The sequence below is a fragment of the Paenalkalicoccus suaedae genome (genome assembly GCF_006965545.2).
Classification (GTDB): Bacteria; Bacillota; Bacilli; order Bacillales; family Salisediminibacteriaceae; genus Paenalkalicoccus; species Paenalkalicoccus suaedae.
Map to the genome: position 1 here is coordinate 3,123,909 of NZ_CP041372.2, position 24,036 is coordinate 3,147,944.

General features: G+C 46.6%; 16 protein-coding genes and 1 riboswitch. Of the genes, 6 read left to right on the forward strand and 10 right to left on the reverse strand.

Annotation, left to right across the window (positions count from 1 at the left end):
* Positions 1–10: 10 nt before the first annotated feature.
* Complete coding sequence (locus FLK61_RS16390) at positions 11–994, reverse strand: thiamine pyrophosphate-dependent dehydrogenase E1 component subunit alpha (RefSeq protein WP_176010438.1); 984 nt, start codon at positions 992–994, stop codon at positions 11–13.
* A 183-nt stretch (positions 995–1,177) separates the two neighbouring features.
* On the opposite strand from FLK61_RS16390, the gene FLK61_RS16395 reads away from it, so the two are divergent.
* The 5 genes from FLK61_RS16395 to FLK61_RS16415 all read left to right on the forward strand — a co-directional run bounded on the left by FLK61_RS16395 (position 1,178) and on the right by FLK61_RS16415 (position 4,889).
* A complete protein-coding gene (locus tag FLK61_RS16395) occupies positions 1,178–1,549 on the forward strand; it encodes a transcriptional regulator GutM (RefSeq protein ID WP_249777618.1) in 372 nt (123 codons plus the stop codon).
* 27 nt (positions 1,550–1,576) lie between these two features.
* Positions 1,577–2,125, forward strand: a complete 549-nt coding sequence (srlA, locus tag FLK61_RS16400; RefSeq protein ID WP_176010439.1) for a PTS glucitol/sorbitol transporter subunit IIC — start codon at positions 1,577–1,579, stop codon at positions 2,123–2,125.
* A gap of 13 nt (positions 2,126–2,138) precedes the next feature.
* Positions 2,139–3,155 (forward strand): PTS glucitol/sorbitol transporter subunit IIB, encoded by a 1,017-nt coding sequence (gene srlE, locus FLK61_RS16405; RefSeq protein ID WP_176010440.1) that lies wholly within the window; start codon positions 2,139–2,141, stop codon positions 3,153–3,155.
* Between the two features lie 63 nt (positions 3,156–3,218).
* Complete coding sequence (locus FLK61_RS16410; RefSeq protein ID WP_249777619.1) at positions 3,219–3,584, forward strand: PTS glucitol/sorbitol transporter subunit IIA; 366 nt, start codon at positions 3,219–3,221, stop codon at positions 3,582–3,584.
* A 15-nt stretch (positions 3,585–3,599) separates the two neighbouring features.
* The gene (locus FLK61_RS16415; protein WP_176010441.1) at positions 3,600–4,889 is read left to right on the forward strand and encodes an NAD(P)H-dependent oxidoreductase; all 1,290 of its coding nucleotides are present in this window, start codon (positions 3,600–3,602) and stop codon (positions 4,887–4,889) included.
* 713 nt (positions 4,890–5,602) lie between these two features.
* Here FLK61_RS16415 and FLK61_RS16420 read toward each other — a convergent pair.
* The 3 genes from FLK61_RS16420 to FLK61_RS16430 all read right to left on the reverse strand — a co-directional run bounded on the left by FLK61_RS16420 (position 5,603) and on the right by FLK61_RS16430 (position 12,862).
* Complete coding sequence (locus tag FLK61_RS16420) at positions 5,603–7,561, reverse strand: stalk domain-containing protein (protein ID WP_176010442.1); 1,959 nt, start codon at positions 7,559–7,561, stop codon at positions 5,603–5,605.
* Between the two features lie 291 nt (positions 7,562–7,852).
* On the reverse strand, positions 7,853–11,578 hold the full coding sequence (locus FLK61_RS16425) for an S-layer homology domain-containing protein (protein ID WP_176010443.1): 3,726 nt from the start codon (positions 11,576–11,578) through the stop codon (positions 7,853–7,855).
* Positions 11,579–11,983: 405 nt separating this feature from the next.
* A complete protein-coding gene (locus FLK61_RS16430) occupies positions 11,984–12,862 on the reverse strand; it encodes a metal-binding protein ZinT (RefSeq protein ID WP_249777620.1) in 879 nt (292 codons plus the stop codon).
* 410 nt (positions 12,863–13,272) lie between these two features.
* Here FLK61_RS16430 and FLK61_RS16435 point away from each other — a divergent pair, with 410 nt between their 5' ends.
* Positions 13,273–14,211: a DMT family transporter gene (locus FLK61_RS16435; protein ID WP_176010444.1), complete on the forward strand. Its 939-nt coding sequence runs from the start codon at positions 13,273–13,275 to the stop codon at positions 14,209–14,211.
* Between the two features lie 21 nt (positions 14,212–14,232).
* On the opposite strand, the gene tenA is transcribed toward FLK61_RS16435, so the two are convergent.
* The 6 genes from tenA to FLK61_RS16465 all read right to left on the reverse strand — a co-directional run bounded on the left by tenA (position 14,233) and on the right by FLK61_RS16465 (position 23,976).
* Positions 14,233–14,919 carry a thiaminase II gene (gene tenA, locus FLK61_RS16440; RefSeq protein ID WP_176010445.1) on the reverse strand — a complete coding sequence of 229 codons (687 nt, stop codon included), beginning with the start codon at positions 14,917–14,919 and terminating at the stop codon, positions 14,233–14,235.
* A gap of 225 nt (positions 14,920–15,144) precedes the next feature.
* A riboswitch (TPP riboswitch) is annotated at positions 15,145–15,250 on the reverse strand.
* Positions 15,251–16,078: 828 nt separating this feature from the next.
* On the reverse strand, positions 16,079–17,014 hold the full coding sequence (gene egtD, locus FLK61_RS16445; protein WP_176010446.1) for an L-histidine N(alpha)-methyltransferase: 936 nt from the start codon (positions 17,012–17,014) through the stop codon (positions 16,079–16,081).
* Positions 17,011–18,267 carry an ergothioneine biosynthesis protein EgtB gene (gene egtB / locus FLK61_RS16450; RefSeq protein ID WP_176010447.1) on the reverse strand — a complete coding sequence of 419 codons (1,257 nt, stop codon included), beginning with the start codon at positions 18,265–18,267 and terminating at the stop codon, positions 17,011–17,013. The genes egtD and egtB overlap by 4 nt, the downstream gene beginning before the upstream one ends.
* A gap of 810 nt (positions 18,268–19,077) precedes the next feature.
* Entirely contained in the window at positions 19,078–21,720 is a 2,643-nt protein-coding gene (gene ppdK / locus FLK61_RS16455; RefSeq protein ID WP_176010448.1) for a pyruvate, phosphate dikinase, read from the reverse strand.
* Positions 21,717–22,532 carry a pyruvate, water dikinase regulatory protein gene (locus tag FLK61_RS16460; RefSeq protein WP_217706295.1) on the reverse strand — a complete coding sequence of 272 codons (816 nt, stop codon included), beginning with the start codon at positions 22,530–22,532 and terminating at the stop codon, positions 21,717–21,719. The genes ppdK and FLK61_RS16460 overlap by 4 nt, the downstream gene beginning before the upstream one ends.
* A 487-nt stretch (positions 22,533–23,019) precedes the next feature.
* Positions 23,020–23,976, reverse strand: coding sequence for a nuclease-related domain-containing protein (locus FLK61_RS16465; RefSeq protein WP_176010449.1), 957 nt, complete (start codon positions 23,974–23,976; stop codon positions 23,020–23,022).
* Positions 23,977–24,036: the final 60 nt, after the last annotated feature.

A 24,036-nucleotide genomic window follows, 5' to 3' on the forward strand; every position in this document is an offset into this window, starting at 1 on the left:
CATATCCTCCTTACGCGTCGGCGTACACGTCTTCAAGTAATGTATCAAGCCCTGGCTCCGGACTTTCCGTTGCAAAATCAACTGCACCCTCTACTTCTTGCTTCGCTTCTTGACGAACCTTGTCTAACTCTTCCTCCGTCGCCACCCCATGTTCAACCAGCGCCTCTTTCATCGCTTTAATCGGATCTCGATTACGCCACTCCTTCTCTTCTTCTCTCGTGCGATATTTTTTCGCATCGCTCTTCGAGTGACCCTTCCAGCGATACGTTTTACATTCAATTAAACTCGGACCGCCACCCTCTCTTGCTAAATCCACAGCCTCTTTCACATCCGTCATGACAGAAAAGATGTCGTTACCGTCCGTTACTTTGCCTGGGATTCCGTAGCTCTCTGCACGCGTTGCCACATGCTCCACGTTCATCATATCCTTCACAGAACCCGACATACCGTACTGGTTATTTTCACAAATAAAGACGACAGGTAGCTTCCATACAGATGCTAAGTTAAGAGCCTCGTGGAAGCTCCCTTCATTAGTAGCCCCATCTCCAAAGAAGCAAAGCACCACGTAGCCCTCTTGCTTCATTTGAGAAGTAAGTGCCGCGCCAGTTGCAATGGCGAAGCCTCCACCAACAATGCCATTAGCTCCTAAGTTTCCTTTATCTAGATCGGCGATATGCATCGATCCTCCCTTGCCTTTGCAATATCCTGTCGTTCGACCAAACAACTCTGCCATCATTCGATCTACTTCGGCACCCTTTGCAATACAGTGACCGTGACCTCTGTGCGTGCTCGTGATTTTATCCTTTTCTTCTAATACTGCGCACGCGCCGACTGCGGATGCTTCTTGTCCTACTGCTAAATGAGTCGTTCCGTGAATGAGTCCTTTTGCAAAAAACTCATCTACCTTTTCGTCAAAAAAACGTACGAGCCACATTTGCTTGTAATACGTTTTATATGCCTCTTTAGAAATGAAATCAGGAAGTGCTTGCCTCATGATCGTGCCCCCTTATCAAATGTTCTTTATTGTTACATTTGTAATTATCGTAGTGCGTGTGAGATGATATGTCAAGTTAGAATTTTCAGAAAAATACTATTGACAAGTCAATGAAAGCGTTTTATATTGACAATAGTAACACATTCGAACATTTGTAAATTATTTCGCGAAGGGGGCGACGTCGTGATTGCATGGGGATGGTTCTTCATCATCTTTGCAGGAATTTGGGTACTGCAGTTTTTCATGGCTCACTATCAAATGAAAAACTATCAGCTAACGATGAGGGAGCTTAGTACACGTGATTCTGGCTACTTAGGTGTTGGTGTCCAAAAAAGAAGATTCGGTAAGGGAATTGTCACAATCGTTGTGAGTGACGTAGATGGCACGATCGTCGAAGCAAGAAAGATGGAAGGTGTTACTGTGTTCTCTAGATTTAAGGCTTATCAAGACATTGTCGGAAAAAACATCCATGAGGTCAAAGGTTCCATTAACGATGCGCAGACGCTATCGTCAGTGGAAATGGCCGTGCAGAAGATTAACGAGCAAAAGATTTAATTAACTGAAAAAGGAAGGTGAAGGAGCATGGATTTCGTTGTAAATCTCGCAGAAGGATTCATTGGTATGTTTCAGCAGGGTGGAGAAACGTTTGTTGGTCTTGTAACTGGGATCATTCCTCTACTCATCACACTTATCACAGCCGTAAACGCCTTTATTAAATTTGTCGGAGAAGAACGAATCACGCGCTTTGCGCAAAAATTGACGAAATATTTCTTCTTACGCTACACGCTTTTTCCTATTCTCGCCGTTTTCTTTTTAACAAACCCGATGGCGTACACCTTCGGACGCTTCCTACCTGAGAAGCAAAAGCCCGCTTTTTATGACTCTGCCGTATCATTTGTACACCCGATTACAGGACTCTTTCCACACGCAAACCCTGCCGAGCTTTTCGTCTTCACGGGTATTGCCGCTGGACTGACTACGCTTGGCCTGTCACTTGGACCACTAGCTGTTATGTATTTCTTAACTGGTATTATCGTTATCTTAATTCGTGGTGTTGTAACGGAGCTAATTACTGTCAGTATGATGAAGCGTCAAGGCATGCTCGATGACTCAGAAAAGAAGCTAGGATAAGGGGGGACTAATCATGACAAACTTTCGTGCTGTAAAAATTACTAAAGGCTCTGGTGGCTGGGGCGGACCGCTTACGATCCTCCCTAATGAGAAGAAAAAATACGTTGTTTCTGTAACTGGAGGTGGAATTCATCCTGTCGCGCAAGACCTTGCAGATAAAACTGGCGCTACTGCAATCGATGGGTTCACGGATAGCGTGCCTTATGACGAAATGGCTGCGGCTGTTATTGACTGTGGCGGTACCGCTCGCTGTGGCATTTATCCAAAGCATGATGTCATGACGATCAATCTTCACGGCACAAGCCCAGCAGGTCCACTCGCTCAGTTTATTAAGGAGACAAACTTTGTATCTGGTGTCCGTGAGAAGGATATTAACTCTGTTGATGCGTCTGAGGCGGCTGCTGATCCGTCGATCACTCAAGCTGCAAGTGGTAAGACCGCAACTGAAATTAAAAACGAAGCACGTCAAAAAGCATCGACGATGTATAAAGAGCCACGTAAGGCCGGCTTCATTGAGCGCTTCGGTCGTGGCATGGGTAACGTCGTTAGCGTCTTTTACCAAGCCGGTCGTGAAACAATTGAGACCGTTATTAAAAACATCCTTCCTTTCATGGCATTCGTATCGATGCTGATCGGGATTATTCTCTACACAGGTATTGGAGACTTTATCGCAAACGTCGTAACGCCACTCGCAGGAAATATCGTTGGTCTTTTAATCTTATCTGTTATCATCTCGCTCCCAATTCTCTCCCCACTACTTGGACCTGGTGCCGTTATTGCACAGGTTGTAGGGGTACTTGTCGGGGTGGAAATTGGACGTGGAAATATTCCGCCAGAACTCGCATTACCAGCACTTTTTGCGATCAACCCACAAGTTGGAGCAGACTTTGTGCCAGTAGGCTTAACACTTGGTGAAGCGAAGCCAGAGACGATTCAAGTCGGTGTGCCTGCCGTCCTCTTCTCCCGTGTTATCACTGGTCCAATCGCCGTTGTGATTGCCTACTTCTTAAGCTTTTTTATCTATCAATAAGCACTTCCCGCGGGGTGGCCCTCTGCTACCCTGCGGAAAAATAGATTTTTAAAGGAGTTTCTCATGATGACAAAACTACATTCAACCGTTACAAGCATTGGAGCCGAGTGCGAGCTCTTTTTACAGGAAAAAATGATGATCCTCTTCCACGAGGATGTACCAAAAGAATTAAAGGAGATCGCCGTCGTTCATAATAATCGCGACATAAAGGATGATGTTGCCGCTGGGGACTTCCTTGTTATTGGCGACGAACGCTATGAAATTCTATTTGTTGGTTCGAAAGCAAACGAGACGCTTCGTGAATTAGGTCACGCGACATTTTTCTTCAACGGAGAATCAAGCTCTGATCTACCAGGAAATATTTGTTTAGAAGATAAAGCATTTGCGCTACCAAAAGAGAATGAAGAAATTAAAATTATTGCAGTTTAGAAGGGACGTTTTCGTATGCTAGGAATGAATCGCAGACTACAAAAATTAGAGGAATCGGGTAAGCCAATTCAGGTGGCCCTCATTGGTGCAGGTCAAATGGGAAAAGGAATGATGTCGCAAATTGAGGGGATGAAAGGCATGAAGGTCTCTCTCACAGCAGACATCAATCTGCAAAATGTCCATGATGGCTACCATAAGGCTGGTGTCGCGGCAGACTCGATTAAAGAAGCAAGCGAAGCAACGGAGGCCAATGACATCATTACGTCTGGCGGCTACGTCGCCACGTCTCATGCATCCCTCGCTTACGAAACAGATGCCATCGACGTTGTCGTAGATGCAACAGGCGTACCAAATTTAGGCGCCGAGCTCGCTTGGAATACGATCCAACACGGCAAGCACATCGTCATGCTTAACGTGGAGGCTGATATTACAGTTGGCGCTATTTTATATAAAGAAGCACTTGATAAAGGCGTGGTTTATACGGGCTCTGCCGGTGATGAACCAGGTGCTGTCATGGAGCTATACGACTTTGCAGATGCGCTTGGCTTTGATGTTGTCGCACTTGGTAAAGGCAAAAACAACCCATTAAACTTAGAGTCCAACCCAGATATCGCCCGCGACGAAGCGATTCGCAAAGGCGCAAATCCAAAAATGCTTGCCTCCTTCCAAGATGGTACTAAAACAATGGTGGAAATGAATGCTGTCGCAAACGCAACTGGCTACGTGCCAGACCAGCCTGGGATGCATGGACATGTCGGCACGGTGAAGGACCTCCCTTCTATTTTCCGTAAAGTAGAGGATGGAGGAAAGATCTCGAAGCACGGCATCGTTGATTACGTGAACGGCGTTGCGCCAGGTGTATTTGCGATCGTGACATCCGACAAGCCAGAAGTAAAGCACGAGCTGACATACTTGAGCATGGGTGAAGGACCTCACTACGTCCTCTATCGTCCATATCATTTAACGAGTCTCGAGACTCCACTATCTGTCGCAAAGGCGTTTATTGATCGAGAGCCAACTATCGCCCCTTACGCTGGCTTAATTGGCGAAACGGTGACAGTCGCAAAGCGCGACTTGAAGGCTGGAGAATATCTCGACGGTATCGGGGAATTCACAGTGTATGGGAAGCTCTATGAGTATGAAGAGGCGAAGTCGATGAATGCGTTACCGATTGGGCTTGTGCATCGCGCTGTGCGTATGAAGAATGATGTTGCAAAAGGTTCTGTGATTACGTATGCGGATGTGGAGGCGGAGAAGGATACGTTTATTTGGGATTTGCGTGCGAAGCAGGATGAGATGTTTTAGCATCTTGAGCTCTTCGAGCTAAGATGACTAAGTGCTAACTAGCTAAGTGCAGCCCTTCGGGCTAGAGGACTAAGAGCCATCTAGTTTCGTTCAAGTGCTTCAGCTCTTCGAGCTTCAATTGCTTAAGTGCCTAACAGTTTAAATCTGCACTCCGAGCTGTCAGCCCTCCAGACACTCTACGACATCCATAGGGCCGGTCTTTGAGCTTCCTCGTCGGCATGGTGCGGCTGTCGCCTTACCATAAACGCCTCCTGTGGGATCTCAAAAACCTCTTCTCCCTATGGATTGTCTCCGAGTGTCTTCTGGGTCTGCCAGCTCTGCGTTTGATTTAAAAAGTGCATAAGTAAAGAGCCTTCCTTGGTTGGAAGGCTCTTTGTTGTGAGGCTTTATGGTTCAGATGAGTGCCACTGTGAAAATCAGATTTTTATGCCTAATAGATAATAAATCAATCACTAGTACTTATAAACTCAGTTGCATTTATAAAAAGCTAGGCAACGATCTTTCGCCTAGTAATGAAACTAAAGGGACAGGGTTCGAAAGATTTAGAACAGTTACCTTCGATTCTTCGGAGCGTCTGACGGCGACTCAGGCAGGAGCACTTAGCGTTTCCGAGAATCCTTTCACACGGCCGCTGGCCGTGTGAAATAGTCGAGGTAGCCCTGCCGAACGCGTCCGTCAGTAAGCGCAGGAAAATCGAAGATTCGACCCTTAACTTATTTGAAAATGTTAACCGTACGCGGAGCTTCAAATTGCACAACAGCTCCTAGCTCTTCACTGACAAACCTGATCGGCACAAAGGTGACTCCGTTAACGATAACTGGCGCTTGGCGGAGCGTTTTTTGTGTGCCGTTTACTCGTCCGTAAATGGAGCCTTCCGTTAATCGGATAGTGTCTTCACCAAGCTCGATCGTGATCGAGCGGTCTGCCTGCTTCCACGTCACGTTGGCGCCAAAGGATTCGCTTATAAATCGCAGAGGGACAAGCGTGCTTCCATTACGGACAAAGGGCTTCTGTAGGAGCTGTGATGTGGTTTTCCCCGTATAAGCCCTATCGGATCCTACATACAGCACGAGCTGGTCATCGCGGAAGGTTGCTCTGTCCTGGCCTCGCGTGATGGTTGCTCGCTCGCGGCCGGCGACGCGACCTTGGCTGTCGAAGACGATTGCTTCGAGTGTGTTGGCGCCGTCTCGTAGGTGACCTCTGCGGATGTCGATGTTGTAAGGATAAGTGGTTGTGCTACTGAGATCGCCGCCGTTGAGTCGATACGCGACGCGGCTGACGTATGGGTCATAGGTTTTGGCGTGCGTCGAGACGGTGATGGTGTCATGGACGATTGTGCCGTCGAGTGCGCTTACGAATGGGCTTGCTGTCTCTTCCTTCGCGTGGGGGCCGTTCACGACATCTGTGAGAAAATACTCGTCGGCGATCACGCGTCTATATGTGTTAATGATTGCCTGGTTAACTGTAAGGCTGTAGTTGTTCAGGCGGCGTTCGTTTGGTACATTTCTAGCAGAAAAGGTATCGACGCTAAACCAGTTAACAGCTTTGACGTTTGGATAGCGTAGCTTGAGTCCTTGGTAAAAGCTTTTAAGACGCATCTGTCCGAAGCGCGTCATGTCTTGATTGCCGACACTTGTGTGGTGGCTTGCTGCGAACTCTGCGATCATCATCGGCTTGCGGTGTGCGTACGTGTCATAAATGATGTCGATGCGGTCTAATGGATCGCGTCTGATTGCTGGTTGATTGGCGTTACCGTTTAGGTACGGCGTTGAATAAACGTTAATGCCGACCCAGTCTACTGCTGCATCTCCTGGATAATACTCATGCATAGAGTGTGCTGGCGATGCGCTCGGTGACCAGACCATCGCAACGTTTGGTGCTTCCTCTGACATGACGCGTGAAACGAGTCGGAAGCTGTTAATATATTGTTGCGGATTACCGTGCCATGGCACCCACGATCCATTGAATTCAGAGGCGAATCGAAGGAAAACTGGTACTTCGGCTGCTTTCGCATCGCGTGCGAATTGGCGGAGGTAGGCGTCGTCTTTGACTGCGTTTAGTCCTTGCAGTGGCTCAAGCGCAATTTGTATAGCTCCTCCCTGCGCTTTAACACGCTCCGCGAACTGTTTTGGAAAGCCGTCGCCATAGCGATGATAGTCAAAGTACATGGAGTGTTGCTTATTCATCATGTAGTTGAAGTCATTATAATGCGTTCCTTGTACGTTGCGGATTTGATCAGCTTCAATATAAGCGCCGAAGTACATGCCGCTTGAAGGTTCGTAGAGTGCGCTGCCGCTTGTTGCTTGCCCGGTTTCTGTAACGTAAAGGCCGATCTCGGTGTTGAGTTCGTCAGCGAGGTTTTTGACGGCGTTGTATGTGTTGATGTCGCCCATGCGTTGGAATACGTCGGCAGACTTGTAGTAAGCGTCGGCTGCCTTTTGATAGTTCCCAAGTCCCTCATGAGCTTGGCCTAGTGAACGATATGTGCTGGCGTGCTGATCGATGCGCAGTGCGCGCTCGAAGTGAGTCACAGCCTGTGAATATTGCCCTGCTTTCAGTGCATTGTTTCCTTGCGAAACGTGTGGCCATGATGATGCTTCAGCGGTCTGTGGTAGTGTTAAAATTGGTAAAACGAGTAGTAGTGCGAGAAAAATAATGATGCGACGCTTCATTCTATGTACCTCCTTCGAAATATCTATTTTCAGTATACAGGAAATGGGTATTGGGGGTGGTGATTTTTTTGGGTGGGTGCTGGCTATTTTTGTGATATTGGCGGGTGTGTTTGGTAATTTGAATTCTGTGTTTAGTTTCTCGTCGTTTTGCGAGTTTCGTGTTTGGTAACTCGGATTCTGTGTTTGGTTTCTCGAGGATGAGCTCAAATCTATGTCTCTAGCATTCAATAAGTCATCTGCAAACTTTAAAAATAGCGGGACGAAAATTCGTCCCGCTCATTAACAAACTACTTAATTATTGTAATCAATCGTTGCACTAACTTCGCCTTCTACTTCTTCGTAGATAACTTCGTCGTTTTCAATTGGTGTTGCTTCGGTGCCTTCGTTGTTATGGTAGTCTTCGTAACTAACCATGTTGAACGTAAAGGTTTGGTCAGGAGGTAAAACAACGTCGATATCAGGGAAATTAATATCAAGTGTTACCTCGCCAGTGTATCCATGTTGTAAAAAGCCTGTCCATAAATAACCCATATAGCCTAAGCTTCGCTTAAAAGTATTACTTTCATTTTCTGATGAAATTGTTATTTCTACGTCCGCATAATACCGTTCATTTTCTAAATCAAAACTTATGTCATCAAGATGATTATTAAAAGAATCTACAACTCGAAGATTTAGAATTTCTGCTAGATTAGTTCCTGGAATAATATCCATACCCTCTTCATATAGGTCTGAATAATTTAATTCAAATGCTGTATCCATTAATATTGCTTTTAAACCATCATTGATGGCTGGAGTCATATTAACATAATATGTTTCATTTCTAGAAGGATGCTTGGCTTGTAGAGATACAGTACGAATTATTGCATCTTCATCTATTAAAAGGGCTTGCGAATCCTCAAAATTGTTGTGAAAATTAATAAATGAAGTATAGAAATAATCTATACCATATCTAGTATAGTCTAAGAAAGCATAATTTAGGCTCCAACTTAGTCCATCTGCAATGGTTGATTTATCAAAACGGATGTCAACGTCTTTTAAATTCTCTGGATTTACAATGAATTGAGTAAATTCATCATTAATCAGTTGGTTCCTATTATGGGAGAGGAACCATTTATCTTCAATACGACCTTCAATATTAGAAAAATACGAGCCATGAGGAATATATAAAGGTTGATCTGATGTTACTCCCACTGAGAAGTTGAAAGGAGTTCCGCCTGAACGTGTGTAACTTTTCCCTAAACTTACATAGTATTCTGTAAAATCTTCTGTAACATCAAATGTAACTTGAGAGTAATCATTGCCTTCTCTAGTTAATTCGATATCAACACCATTTTTAAACTCTTCGACAGTAAATGTACCGTCATATATAGTCGAAGAAGTATTGGTGAAATAATAAATAGTATGAACATCATCTAAATAAGCTAATCTGTTATGGCTTATTTCATGCCCATCAAATGAAGCATTTTCCCAAAAACCATATTCTAAAAATTCTCCTTCTTCATCTAAATATACGAAAGTCGTTCCATAATAGCGGACTTCCTCTTCATCTAGTAACTTTAAAGTCACTCGGCCCTCAGTCCACTCATCTTCCTTCGGCTCCCACCATAATGGATTATAAGCTTTAAGGAATTCTTCGCGTGCTTGTGTTAGCTCATTTTTTAATTCCTCGATACGCTCAGCAGACATTTCAGCGGCATCAACTTCTTCTCTTGCATCTTCTACGAGTTTTTTGAAGTAGTCATATGCATTTTCCTCGAACTGTCCCGGATTATTACCACGTGTTGAACGGTTGAGTAGCCTCTCTTGTTCACGGACATGCGAGCGAATGTCGCGGAATGAGTCATCTAAAAATACTCTACCATTACTAAAATCACGAATACCTTTTAAGACAATATCAGTTTCCGTATCAACCTCGATTTGAGATAAAGTTTCTAAGTCTAACTCGTTTGCTTTATTCACCACTTCAGCAAAAACATTATAAACCTCAACTGGATACTTTCCATTCGTATTCCCTTGATTCTTTAAATTATTAGTTAAATGTACTCCGGCAACTCTTAAGTAGTGGTTAAAAGCAACTTTGTCCACAACACTATTAAAGCTTAACCCTGTGCTTGAAGACGAAATACTCATTGTTTCTATCTCTTCATCTACATTTATGATAGAAGATACTGTCGGAGCATCCTCACCTTCACGGTAGTTTGCATTAGTAATTAATTCTTCTTCATCAATAAATACCTTAACTTCACTAACCCTAGCCATAAATGTATTAATATTTTTTGTTACATAAACTTCACTAGGTGCCTCTATAACTACTTCTTTCGCCTGTGCATCCATATATAGAGTAGCTTCAGACGTATGGCGAACAAGACCTGTTAATAATCCATCACCTGTGAATTTAATATCGTCTTCAGCGTCAATAATTACTTCTCCATTCAAATCTGTTCCAGCCTCAAGGTTAACACTATTGTCTCCCCCGCCACTAAACGTGTGCACACTCGTAGAAGTATCTTGAACAGCATTTAGCGTAATGTTAGTAACGTTAGCACCAACAGTAATGTCTCCTACCTCACTATCTGTGATGTTTGCATTGTTCCCTTCAACTTCTAAATCATAGTAAACTTCTGCATTAGTCAACGAGACATCATTTCCTGTAATCATTACCGAGTTAGCATGAACATTACTAATGTCAGAATTACCTTTGATTGAGATGCTTGTAAATGAACTTCCGCCAAAATCAACATTCACATCTTCAGCAACTTCTACATTTGTGTATGATCGAGCCGGTTCACCTTCGTAATCAAAACTAGCTGACACAAAAATCGTAGATAGCGCGTCGTTAGCTAAAGCTGTGCCAAAACCTTCAGCGTTCGATACTGTAGCAGCTGTTCCACCTTCAGAAAGCTCAATGCCTTCTTGTACAACACTAACAGTCTGCGTTACTGGTTGATCAAATCCTTCTACAAAACCTTCAAAAACCTCAATCCCTGGTTCGTCAAATCTAATAGATCTATTTCTCCAGTTTATTGAAACTGACTCACTAGTTTCATCAGACAGTTGAGCAATAGCCGTTTCTGGGAATTCATGTGTTTCTCCAACATTGACTTCAACGGTTGCATTTTCTCCAAGACTAACGCTCACAATCGTTGGCTCAGAAACTTCTTCCTCTTCTTCTTCTGGATCTTCCGGCGTCACTATGGGCCCTGGTCCAACAGGTCCAGGACTCCACCCATCCCCTGGTGGTGCTGGCGTTACTTCTTCTTCTTCCTCTTCCTCATCTACTTGCTCGTCGTCATTTTCTTCCTCGTTGCCCGGTAGCTCATCCTCTGGATCTTCTTCGTCTTCGATAGGCTCTTCAGCTTCGATTTCTTCGACTGTCTCGATTGAGCGAGTTAGCATGAGTGAGAATGCGAGTCGTGTTAGTTCATCTGATGCTCCGAAGCGGTATCCGTCGCCGTGCGGCATTCCAAGAAGTACGCCCCATGATTGTAGGATTTTCACTGCTTCAATGTGAGAAACATGAATCGTATCTTCATCGACAAATTCAGTTGTTTCTCCGTTTAGTTCTAGATTAAATGTGCGCACAATAACAGACACCATTTCTTGTCTGGAGATCACGTCTCCCATATGTAAGTTGCCATTGTAGCCTTTAAAAATGCCTGCTTCAATTACAGCTGCGATTTCTACTGCACTACGGTGGTTTGGATCTATGTCGTTAAATTGCGATAGTGTGTTTACTACATCCGTTGCTCCTTCAAGCTCTAATGCGCGGTACATCATTAGCGCTGCTTGTTCACGTGTGATCGACGCGTGTGGTCTAAATGTGTTATCTGGGAAACCATTGATGATTCCTGCTTCAACAAGTTTTTCAATAACCTCTAGATTCTCTCCTTCGAGATCAATGTCTGTGAAACTATGAGCATGCTCATTAGCGAAAACAGCACCTGGAGCCACTGATGCTACCATAGTAGCACTTAATGATGCGGCTAAAAACTTACGATACGATTTTGGTTGATACATACGTGATATTCCTCCCATAAATACAAATATTTTGTTAGGTTTGCCGCATTTAGCGCTTAAGAAGCAATCCTTTATAACTATTTTATGGGATGCAACTACCTAAAATCAAACATTTTTTTAGTAAATTGGATATTTTTATCACATCATATACAATGCTAGAGTAAAACCCTGATTTTGGATAGCATTTGTATATCTGATCCATTATAATCAGGTCTCCGTTCTCTTTTTGCCAGATTTTCACTTTATACCGTGATTATATTTAACTAAACAAAGGAGCCAATTCACTTTTATGATAGGTATTAATTCTTAGGATAGCAAAAAGCCCAGACATCTTTCGTCTGGGCTTCTCATCTATTTTAAGGGGGAAATAGATACATAGGATTTAACTCGATTTTCTATCAATAATTAGTGGGCAATCATCTCATGTGCGATGTCGTGGCCGTCCATGTCAGCTGGATAGTAGGTTGGCCAGTTTGTTACTTCGTCTAGTAGCGCGTCACGATCGTCGCCCCAGTAGAGGTGGAAGTGGTGAGCGTCTGTTGGGTAGATGCTGTGGTCGCTGAACTGAATGAATGCTGGCATGTCTTCGTCTCCATCTTGCTTTTCAAAGATAAAGCGTACGCCGCGGTTGCCCGCTTCATACTCGAGGATTTCATATCCATCGTAGCTATATGTAGCCGTGTATTCGCCTTCGTCGGACGTGAATGTGAACGAGTCTTCTGTGATCGTCATATAATCGACGTCTGTTTCGTAGCCGATTTCATAGTACTCTTTGTACTCCTCAGCCGTCATGGAATCGCTCTCGCTCGCCTTGTGCTCCATGACTTCATCTAATTCTCCAGAAACAAGGTAAGGATAGACAGACTGCCATTCACCTTCCCAATCGGATAATTCACGGTCTTCAATTTGATCATCTTCGAAATAGCCGCTGTAAATTGCTTGCTCTTCTTCACTTAGCTCATGCCCGTGCGCGTGGTCGTGGTCATGATCGTGGTCATCGTTATGATTATGATCATGGTCATGGTCGTGGTCATCGTTATGATTGTGATCATCGTTATGGTCGTGATTATGATCATTGTTATGATCGTGATTGTGCTCTTCTTCCTCTACATTCGTATCGTTCTCTGCAACAGGCTCATTCTCAGTATTCATGTTGTTAGCCTCTTCTGTTGCAACGTTCGTTGTGTTTGCTTCGTTTCCTGACGTTTCGTCATTAGAATTACAAGCCGCTAAAAGCAAAGCAGCAGTCATCGCAGAACCGATAAGCATTGTCTGTTTTTTCATGTGTATAAGCTCCTTTTGTAAATAGTAATCGTTACGATTTATGACTATACGCCTTATTCACAGAAACGTCAAGCAAGTCTATGAATAAAAGTAATATGCCTATTTTCTTGTAAACTCTCTATCTAAAGTCGCGTTAGGTGCTAGTTGCTTAGAGAGTAATGCATGAAGACGATTAATATGAAAGGGCACCTTCTTTAAGGATTTGATAGCATGGCAGTTAGCAACCAGGATCTTCGTATTTTTCTAGAAAAGAATGTACCGTACTCATGTTTTATGTACTGCACTCAAAAGTTAGTGAACCCTCACCTTCTATTCTGTCTTTAACTTTTCACCCTGCAACAAACTCTTCCATTTTCCAACAACTAGGCGTATAGTAAAAACCAACAACTTCATTAAAGGTGGCATACACAATGAAAGAAATCGCAATCGGCATACTGGCCTCCATGTTTTTTGCTGTCACATTCATTTTGAACCGCTCGATGGAACTAAGTGGCGGCAGCTTTCTGTGGAGCTCGTCCCTACGCTTTTTATTTATGATCCCTTTCTTACTTTTACTTGTCCTATTCAGACGTAACCTCAGCCAAATCTTCACTGAAATAAAAAAAGCACCGTTATCATGGCTCGGCTGGAGCTTCGTTGGCTTTGTGCTCTTTTATGTACCTCTTACATATGCAGCAGCTTATGGACCTGGCTGGCTCATAGCCGGAACGTGGCAGCTGACGATCGTTGCCGGGATTCTGATCGGCCCGATTTTCCTCAAGCAAAAGCTTGCCGTGCAGTCGCTTATGCTCTCGCTCATTATATTTGCCGGCGTTGTGCTGATTCAGTGGCAGCACGCGGATGGTCTGCAACTCTCGATGCTTGCAGGAATTTTGCCAGTTGTTTTGGCTGCATTTGCTTATCCGCTTGGCAACCGCAAAATGATGGAGCTCGTTGACGGGCGCCTTGACACGTTTCAGCGCATACTTGGCATGACGCTTATGACGACACCGTTTTGGCTACTTCTTGCCGGAGCTGGTCTCGTAACCGTTGGCCCACCGCCCGCGAGTCAAGTGCTTCAAGCCTTTATCGTCGGCGTTTCGTCTGGCGTTATCGCAACGACGCTGTTCTTCATCGCAACCGATCGTGTTCGCGGCGATAGCGAACGACTCGGAGCCGTCGAGGCAACGCAGTCGACCCAGGTGATTTTCGTTATGGTCGGCGAAGTCCTTCTCCTCTCTACCCGACTCCCAAGCGGCATCGCGATACTCGGTCTTCTGCTGATTATGATAGGCATGACCTTACACAGCTTTTTGTCGAGAAAATCGGGTCGCACTGCTCCAATTATGGCAACAAAAAAAGCCCGCTAAGGGGCTTTTTTTGTTTATCGATTATTTTAGAACGCCTTCTGGAACGGGCCATTTCTCTTGTTCAAAGGCCATCGTCCAGAACTGATGCTCAAGCTGTGTACTAATGAGGAAGTGCTCCATCATACGAGAACGCTCCGCTGGTCCAGCCGCTTCTGCACAAGCATCTATTTTCTGTTTAAACGTTTCTGTAATCAAACTAACGTCTTTGTCTCCATAAAACGTAATCCAGTCATAAAATGGATGGTCGGTTGTTGGATTGATTTCGTTCATCAGATTGCGCCCGATCTCCCAGTACGTCCACGGACATGGAGCAAGCGCTGCTAATGTTTCGCCCAAAGAGCCTGTAGTGGCTGCTTGAAGCATGTGGCGCGTGTAGTGATGAGCGGTCGGCGCGAGCGCGGCCTTCTGCAGGTCTTCATAGCTTACGCCGGCGACCTCGCAAAAATTGTTGTGCGGATGAATCTCGTCGTTAAGCACAAACGAGATTTGATCGCGGAAGAAAATCATGTCCTCGCGGTTCTCACACTTCGAAATAGCGAGTCCATAAATGCGGCAAAATGTCGTGAGGTACTCAAAATCCTGCTTCACGTAGTGAATTAGTGCTTCTTTCGGCACGTCGCCATTCGCAATGCCTCGCACGAACGGATGCTCCATAATTGCATCAAAAATTGGCGCTGCTTCCTGTCGTAACTGATCCGAAAAATTCATCTTCGTATTCCTCCTTTTTAATTGGAGAATACCACTAGTAGTCCTTTCGGTTGGATAGAACGCTAAAGATAAGGAAAGGCGAGGCGAGGTGTATCAAGTGCCGAGCTGTTTGACAAGCACGTTTTGTTAACGCGTCCATTTTAATCAACAACAGGCTCCTACGTCACCACGAAAAAGAAGCGCAGCCTCTCTTCTCGCGATCACGGGAAAGAGAGGCTGCGCCATAGCACGACCTAACCACTTTCCTCCGCTGGTACCAACCAGATCAGGTTCAAAGGGTCCAACGCAAACGCGTCGTCTCAGCCGGCTTTCGGCTCCCCTAGTGGATATTCTATGTCCATCATACATAATAAGTGGAAATGTTGCAACTATTTACCTTGGATGGTGAGGGGGGATTTGGTTTAAGCTAGCGTCGCGTTAACTTGCGCAGTTCACCCTCCAACTTGCGCGGTTCTTTCCGCGTTACGCAGTTCACCTGCTTTTTCGCGCGGTTGACCCTTACTTTCACGCGATCGGCGCCTTAACTTACGCAATTCTCCCTTCAACTTGCGCGGTTTTTTCCGCGTTACGCAGTTCGACTGCTTTTTCGCGCGATTGACCCCTACTTTCACGCGATCGACGCTTCAACTTACGCAGTTCGCCCTTTAACTTGCGCGGTTTTTTCCACGTTACGCAGTTCGACTGGTTTTTCGCGCGGTTGACCTCTACTTTCACGCGATTGACGCTTTAACTTACGCAGTTCGCCCTTCAACTTGCGCGGTTTTTTCCACGTTACGCAGTTCCATTGGTTTTTCACGCGGTTGACCCTTACTTTCACGCGATCGGCGCTTCAACTTACGCAGTTCGCCCTTCAACTTGCGCGGTTTTTTTCGCGTTACGCAGTTCACCTGCTTTTTCGCGCGGTTGACCCTTACTTTCGCGCGATCGGCGCTTCAACTTACGCAATTCTCCCTCCAACTTGCGCGGTTTTTTCCGCGTTACGCAGTTCGACTGCTTTTTCGCGCGGTTGACCCTTACTTTCACGCGATCGGCGCTTCAACTTACGCAATTCTCCCTCCAACTTGCGCAATCCTTTCGCCGTCGTGCCTCCTCCCCCTAAACCAGCACAAATAAGAGCCCGTGAACACTCTCGTTCACGGGCTCCATCTACCTATACCCTCTACTCCGCTCCTGGCACTTCTAGCACACAGACGCTAAAGTATTCCTTTTCGTCAGAGAGAATTTCCCTCACTGTAAATCCTGCTGCGACAGCGAGTTCGTGGATGTCGGACTCGTCAAACTTGTACGAGTTTTCCGTATGAATGAGCTCGCCCTCACTAAACTGAATGCCAGCGCCTAAGCCCTGCATGTCTTGATCCGACCTGACCTTCAAATGCATCTCGATTCTGCCTTTGCGCTTGTTATAGAAAGCTACATGTGAAAAAGCTGATTCATCTAGCTTCGCACCTGTTTCTCTATTTAAACGGGCAATGACATTTTTATTGAATGCAGCTGTTACTCCGGCGGAGTCGTCGTAGGCTGCTTCGACGACGGACACATCTTTTTTACGGTCGACACCGAGTAAAAATAAGTCGCCTGCATGTAGCATGTGACGGCTGTTTGCTAAAAATGCTTTTGCCTCATCTGGTTCAAAGTTACCAATCGTAGAGCCTGGGAAGAACACGACCCGCTTTTCTGACTGAGAAGGTGGTAGGGTGATTGGTAGCGTGTAGTCTGCCGAGACGCCGGTTACGCGAATTGCTGGGAAGTCTAGGCTTAGCTGTTGCACGGTTTGGGCCAGGAATTCCTCTGAGATGTCGATTGGAATGTACGTGTTGACGTTCGATAGGTGCTCGAGTAAAATTCGCGTTTTTGCGCTACTGCCACTTCCGTACTCGATCAGTGTCACCGGACGATCCATGTATGACGCGAGTTTTGGTAGCGATGCCTCCAGAATGCTCGCTTCCGTGCGCGTTTGATAATATTCAGGTAGCGCGGTGATCGCTTCAAATAACGCTGATCCGCGCTCATCATAAAAGTATTTCGCCGAGATGGTTTTCGGCTCAGACATTAAGCCTTGGAGCATGCCGTGTTGACTTACCTTTTCTATTCTCATACATCATCCGCCAATCTAAAGCCGCTAAACTGCCAGCGCATTTGTGGGTAGAAAAAATTGCGATACGTCGGTCTAATATGGGACAGCGGTGTTACACAGGAGCCCCCGCGTAGCACTAACTGGTTGGACATAAATTTGGCATTGTACTCGCCTAAAGCACCTTCTAATGGCTTGCTTCTCGGGTAGGCCGTGTATGGACTTTGTGTCCATTCCCATACATCACCATATGCCTTTTCAAACATTTTGCCACTGTAAAGGGACGTTGGAGCGAGCACCATATCCTCCATAAAGTTGCCTTCGATGACCTCGTTTGCTAGCGCATGCTCCCACTCCGATTCCGTCGGCAACCTTCTTCCTGCCCAACGCGCATAAGCATCTGCTTCATAGAAACTCACGTGACAGACTGGCGCATCTGGGTCAATATCGACCGTTCCGCCTAACGTAAACATCATCCAGCTAGTGTCTTGTCTCATCCAATAAAGGGGATGCTTCCACCCTTCATCCTGAACCGTTTGAAAACCATCAGACAACCATAGCTCAGCGCGTTCGTAGCCTCCATCTTCAATAAATGCCATAAACTCTCCATTTGTAACGGGACGATTAGCGAGCTTAAACGCATGTAAAAACGTGCGGTGACGCGGCTCCTCATTATCAAACGCAAACCCGTCTCCACTATGTCCAACCTCTGTCATCCCCTCTTCAAAAGTATGGAATGTAAGGGCTGGTGCTTCACCCATTTTTTCTGAAGATTCAGGTAAAAAAGCTGGTGGCACTGGGTTATGCGAGAAGTTATAGAGCAGATCCATTAAAATCAGCTCCTGATGCTGTTGCTCGTGCTGAAGACCAATCTCAAGTACCTCAAGAAGCTTCGGATCGAGCTGATCAGGATCTTGAGAGAGCAATTCCTTCATATGGGTGTCAACATGCTTTCGGTACGCCATCGTCTCATTCACAGTCGGACGCGAGATGAGCCCACGCTCAGACTGCGGATGCGGATTACCGATGCGCTTGTAATACGAATTAAATAGATACAAAAATACCTCGTTATAATGCTCGTAGCTATCTATGTATGCCTCGAGGATAAATTTTTCGAAAAACCACGTGGTGTGGGCTAAATGCCACTTGGTCGGGCTGACATGCGTTGCTGCTTGCAATAAAAAATCTTCAATCTCTAGGTTTTCCACTAGCTTATGAGAGTATCCACGAACGTCCATGTAACGTTGCAACAGCTTTTGGCTATTCTTAACCTGCATATCTGATCCCTGCTTTCTTATTTGATTTATTCGTAAATCGACTAAGGCCTTCGAATGGACAACTGGTACTTTATTGCAGACTTTTACGAACTACAACAAAGCTCGTCTCCTCCCCATTTGCTAATTTCTCCCTGTATATTTACCCCATTCTCAAATTATGTAATCACATTATTTAGAAAATATGTAGGCAATGTGATGAAGCTGTAAATTCTCAGGTAGGTAATCTTACAGACTGATTAACTTATGGTATCGTTCTTCCTTGATGGGGCATACATCTTTTTTGGCATTGTTCTATTTCGATGCGGCATACTTATACTCACTTGCGATATATTTCCCCACTACAAAAAAGCCCACCTCCTCTAAATAGAAGGTGAACCGATCCTTATCATTACCGTAACTAAAGAAGGTGCCGCCGTACGCATTACCTCACTCACAGCACGCATTTGGTTTTATTCACATGATTTATACTTCACGCAGTGCACATTATTACTCAAGTATAGAGCCTATTCTTAAAGAAAAGCGAGGCAACGCCCTTTCGCCTCGTAGCCACAAAAAAGAGGAAGGTTTTACTAACAATAATTCGTAACCGTAGGAGCCCCGTAGCGGCGTTTGCGTACTACCAGTGGTAGCACTTTCGCGCAGCGAAAATCCTTTCGAACGGCCATTGGTTTGGCCGTTCGAAATAGTTGAGCAAACAACCACCGGTAGTTGCAAACGACGCGTAGGGGCACCGAAAGGTGACCGCACTTGACCTTGGTCTTGACCTCACTCACTTGACCTTAATCTCTTGACCTACAAAATACCCTCACTCTAAACCTCCACCGTCTCCCCTGACCGCAACCGAAGCGTCGCCTGCGCCGCCGCCAACCGCGCCGTCGGCACCCGGTATGGCGAACAACTCACATAGTCAAGCCCAACACGCTCACAGAAATCAATCGACTCCGGATCGCCACCGTGCTCCCCACAAATACCAGCCTTTAAACCAGGCTTCGACCCACGACCAAGCTCCACGCCCTGCCGAACTAAGCGACCAACGCCATCCTCATCAATATGCACAAACGGATTACGAGGCAACGTCTCCCGCTCCACATACTGCGTCAAAAACTTCCCTTCCGCATCATCACGACTATAGCCAAACGTCGTCTGCGTCAAATCGTTCGTCCCGAAGGAGAAAAAGTCCGCCTCAGCCGCAATCACATCCGCTGTAATAGCCGCACGCGGCACCTCAATCATCGTCCCGACCGTATACGTCAGCGTCACACCCTGATCCGCCTCCACACGCGCCGCCTCTTCTTCCACAACCGCACGCATCGCCGCAAGCTCATTCACATGACCAACAAGTGGAATCATCACCTCAGGCACAGCGCCAGATCGCACCGCCGCCTTAAAAATCGCACGAGCCTGCATCGCGTAAATCTCAGGATGCGTCATCCCTAAACGACAGCCACGGTGACCAAGCATCGGATTCTTCTCCTCAAGCTCCGACACAAGCGACAATAACCGCCGCTTCTCCGTCAGCTCCGCCGGATGTTCACCCGTAATCCCAAGCTCCGTCACCCGCACAATCAATTCCTCCTTGTCTGGGAGAAACTCGTGTAACGGTGGATCCAATAAGCGAATCGTAACAGGACGACCTCCCATCTCCTCGAATAATCCAAAAAAGTCCTCTTCCTGCATAGGTTCCAAACGTTGCAAGGCCGCCTCGCGCTCCGTCATCGTTTTGGCAAAAATCATCTCGCGGACAACTGGAATTCGGTCAGCCTCCATAAACATATGCTCCGTCCGACAAAGGCCGATGCCTTCTGCTCCAAACTCAACTGCACGTTTTGCATCTAGTGGCTGATCCGCATTTGCGCGAACCATCATGCGACGGACGTCATCGGCCCACGTTAACAGTTCGTTAAATTCATCCGATAACTCTGGCATCACCATCGGCGCCTCGCCGATGTAGACCTCCCCGGTGCCTCCGTCAAGCGTGATGATCGTACCTTCCACTAACGTTTCTCCCGCGACAGAGAGAGTATTCTCGCCGACGTTTAACTCCTCACAACCGCAGACGCACGCTTTGCCCATGCCGCGAGCGACTACCGCCGCGTGGCTCGTCATGCCGCCTCGAGTCGTGAGCACGGCCTCGGCCGCGATGATCCCGTGAATGTCATCAGGCGTCGTCTCTGGGCGGACGAGGATCACGCGCTCGCCATCGGCCGCTCGCTTCGCCGCATCGTCAGCGGAAAAGACGATTGCGCCACTCGCAGCGCCCGGTGACGCCGGTAATCCCTTTGCAAACACATCGCGGTCAACGGAATCATCAATGCGCGCATGGAGCAGTTTGTCCACTTGGTCCGCGTCTACGCGTAGAAGCGCTTCTTCACGGGTCAGAATACCCTCGCGTACCATTTCAACGGCAATACGAACACCAGCTGCGGCCGTACGCTTGCCATTTCGCGTTTGTAGCAGGTAAAGCTTGCCATCTTCTACAGTAAACTCAATGTCCTGCATATCACGGTAGTGCGCTTCAAGGCGTTCGCATGTCTCCTTAAATTGAGCGAACACGTCCGGCATCGCAGACGCAAGCTCCGCGATCGGATTCGGCGTGCGAATACCCGCTACAACGTCCTCTCCCTGTGCGTTAACGAGGTATTCGCCGTATAATGTCGCCTCTCCTGTTGATGGATTGCGCGTAAATGCTACTCCCGTTCCGGACGTGTCTCCCATGTTGCCGAAGACCATCGACTGAATGTTGACGGCCGTTCCAAGCGTATGTGGAATGTGGTGCACACGGCGATAAATCATCGCTCGGTCGTTGTACCACGAGCGGAACACAGCGGCAACCGCTAGCATAAGCTGCTCGTGTGGATCCTCTGGGAAAGGCTGTTTATGTTTTTTCTGTACGATAAGCTTGAAGGTTTGGATGAGCTCCTTCCAGTCGTCGGCCGTGAGCTCTGGATCCGTTTTATAGCCCTTCTGCTCGCGGTAATGCTCAAGCTCGCGTTCAAAGTAAAACATGTCAACGCCGAGCACGACATCGGAGAACATTTGCAAAAAGCGACGGTAGCAGTCGTAAGCAAACCGCGGATTCCCCGTCTGCTCGGCAAACGCACGCGCCGTGTCATCGTTCATGCCGAGATTTAGCACAGTATCCATCATCCCCGGCATCGACACAACCGCCCCTGACCGGACAGAAACAAACAGTGGATTCGTGTTGTCACCAAGTCTTTTACCGGTTTTAGCTTCGAGCTCTGCGAGTGCTGTTAGCGTCTGTTCGCGGATGGTGTCAGGTAGTTTGCGTCCTGCCGCATCGTATTGCAGACAGGCCTCCGTTGTTATCGTAAATCCAGGCGGTACAGGTAGCCCAATCCGCGTCATCTCAGCGAGGTTGGCGCCCTTTCCTCCGGCGAGTTCCTTTGTCACCTTTGTCGTTGTAGCGAAGTCAAACACGAATTGCGTTGTCATAGTCGGATTCCCCTTTCCATATTCACCATGTCTACAATGTACTCCGCTGTTTCCTCAACAGCTCGATTTGTCACGTCAATCGTCGGGCAGCCGACGCGTTTCATAATCGTTTCCGCATAGGTCATCTCCTCTAAAATGCGTTCAAAGCTCGCATATGTGCCAGTCGATGGTGCTCCCATGGACTTCATTCGCGTTGTGCGGATTTGCTTAAGCTTATCTGGTGATAGCGTCAGCCCAATGCATCGTCCGCGTGGGAGGTCGAAGAGGCTTTTCGGTACCGCCACTTCAGGTACCAGCGGCACGTTCGCCACCTTCCACTGTTTATGCGCGAGGTACATGGAGAGGGGCGTTTTCGACGTGCGTGAGACGCCTATGAGTACAAGATCCGCCTGCTTGATGCCTTCTTCGACTCGCTTCGCATCATCATATTTCACCGCAAACTCTACGGCTTCCATTCGCTTAAAATAGTCCTCATCTAGCCGTCGCATTCGGCCCGGCTCTGCGCGCGGCGCTTCTTGGACCGTATCTTGGATCAGCGTCATCATCGGTGTGATCAAGTCGACCATTTGCACGTCATGCGCCTCCTGGAGCCGTGTCACCTGCACGAGTAACTCCGGCAGGACAAAGGTATAAGCAATGATTGCTCCCTTTTTTGCTGCAGAAACAACGATGCGCTCGAGCATATCGATATCCGTTACAAATGAATACCGTTCAATCGTTACCGCCGCACGAAACTGCGTAAGTGCCGCCTGCACAAGCCGATCAGCCGTTTCCCCAACAGAATCAGATACTACAAACACGCAATGAGCCACGCCAATTCACCTCTTTTTTGTTATTATGTCATACTATTAAAATAAAGTATGTCACATTAAAAAGCAAGGGGAATTTTCTGAATTTATTGCAAGGTTTAAGAGCGCTTTCTTTATGTAAGTGTGTTTAACTTCTCTGGGTTTTCTGCAAAGTGTGTTCACGTTCTCCGAGAATGTGTTCAACTTCTCCCGATTTTCAGCAAAGTGTGTTCACGTTCTCTAATAATGTGTTCAACTTACTAAATAACAGTCCATCTCTGTCTTGTCCATGTGCACTGTCCGCGACTCATGGACCTACTTAATTGCCCAACTGCCATTCTACGAAGACCCCGCGCGGCGGTAGCACATGGCAACTTTTGCTCTGACATTTTGTAGGTGCGTTCATCTTCTTTGGGTTTTCTGTAAAGTGTGTTCACGTTCTCCAATAATGTGTTCAACATCTTCTCCAAGTAGCACCTCCAACAAATGTCCATAATAAAAAGCCTCTCACCTAGGTAAGAGACTTCAACGAATAATATACTTTCTTCCGGCTTAACGAAGTCGGTTCACTTATATCCTTTAAGAGTTTTAAACAAGTTCCTTTCTTCAACCCCAACCACCGACACGCCTCTTTACACGTGATCACATTGCCAAACAGTAACTGGTAATCACGAAGCACCTCCTTATGCATGTCCTTATCCACATGCCCACAAGACTTACAGCACCAGCGGTCTCTCAACCTCTCCACATGCCAAGACTTGCACGAGCTACAGTAGACGCCACCTCGGATGTACTCGCTCTCTATCGCATACCACTCCACTAAATCCACATACGGCTCCTTGCAAGCACCCGCAATTTTCATAGCTAACCGCTTCTGATCTACTGCCTCTAACCGCAGTTTTCTTTCTACTAAAGCAAGACGATTCAACACAAATGGCAACTTATCCGCTCGCACTAAGCCATCAATCAAGTCTCCGCCTTGCACAATAGAAGCTCTATTCACCAATACGACGAACCCATGTACCTCGATTTTCTGAGGAAAATGCTTGGCGAGCCACTCACGTAAAAGCAGCTGCTGTCGCTCAAGCTGGGACATCGGGTAGCGGAGAGCACGCGGCTCCTCCTTGCTACGATGTTGCACGAGCTGTCCGAGCTCGTCGCAAAAATCGAGCCTGCCACTAAAATTTTTCACTTCTAGAATAACGATCATGTTGCTATACACAATCAGCGTATCGATCTCAAAAACGTGCTCGTTTACTTGTAAACGAACCTGGTGCAGTATGTAGTGTTCGGCCGGGCGCAGCAAGCTTAGCTGGAAGTCGAGCGACTCCTCGCCAGCAAATCCCGCTTTGGCGTTGTCGTAGTCCTGTTGGACCTGCCATACAAGCGGGTGCCGCACCTCAAGCCTTCTAATAAGAGCATCGAAATGTCGAAAAGATACGGGCGTTTTCCGTGGCTTAATAACCAACGCAGCACCTCCCATAGCTATTTCCATTACCTTACACTAAAAACACACGTTCGTCTATTT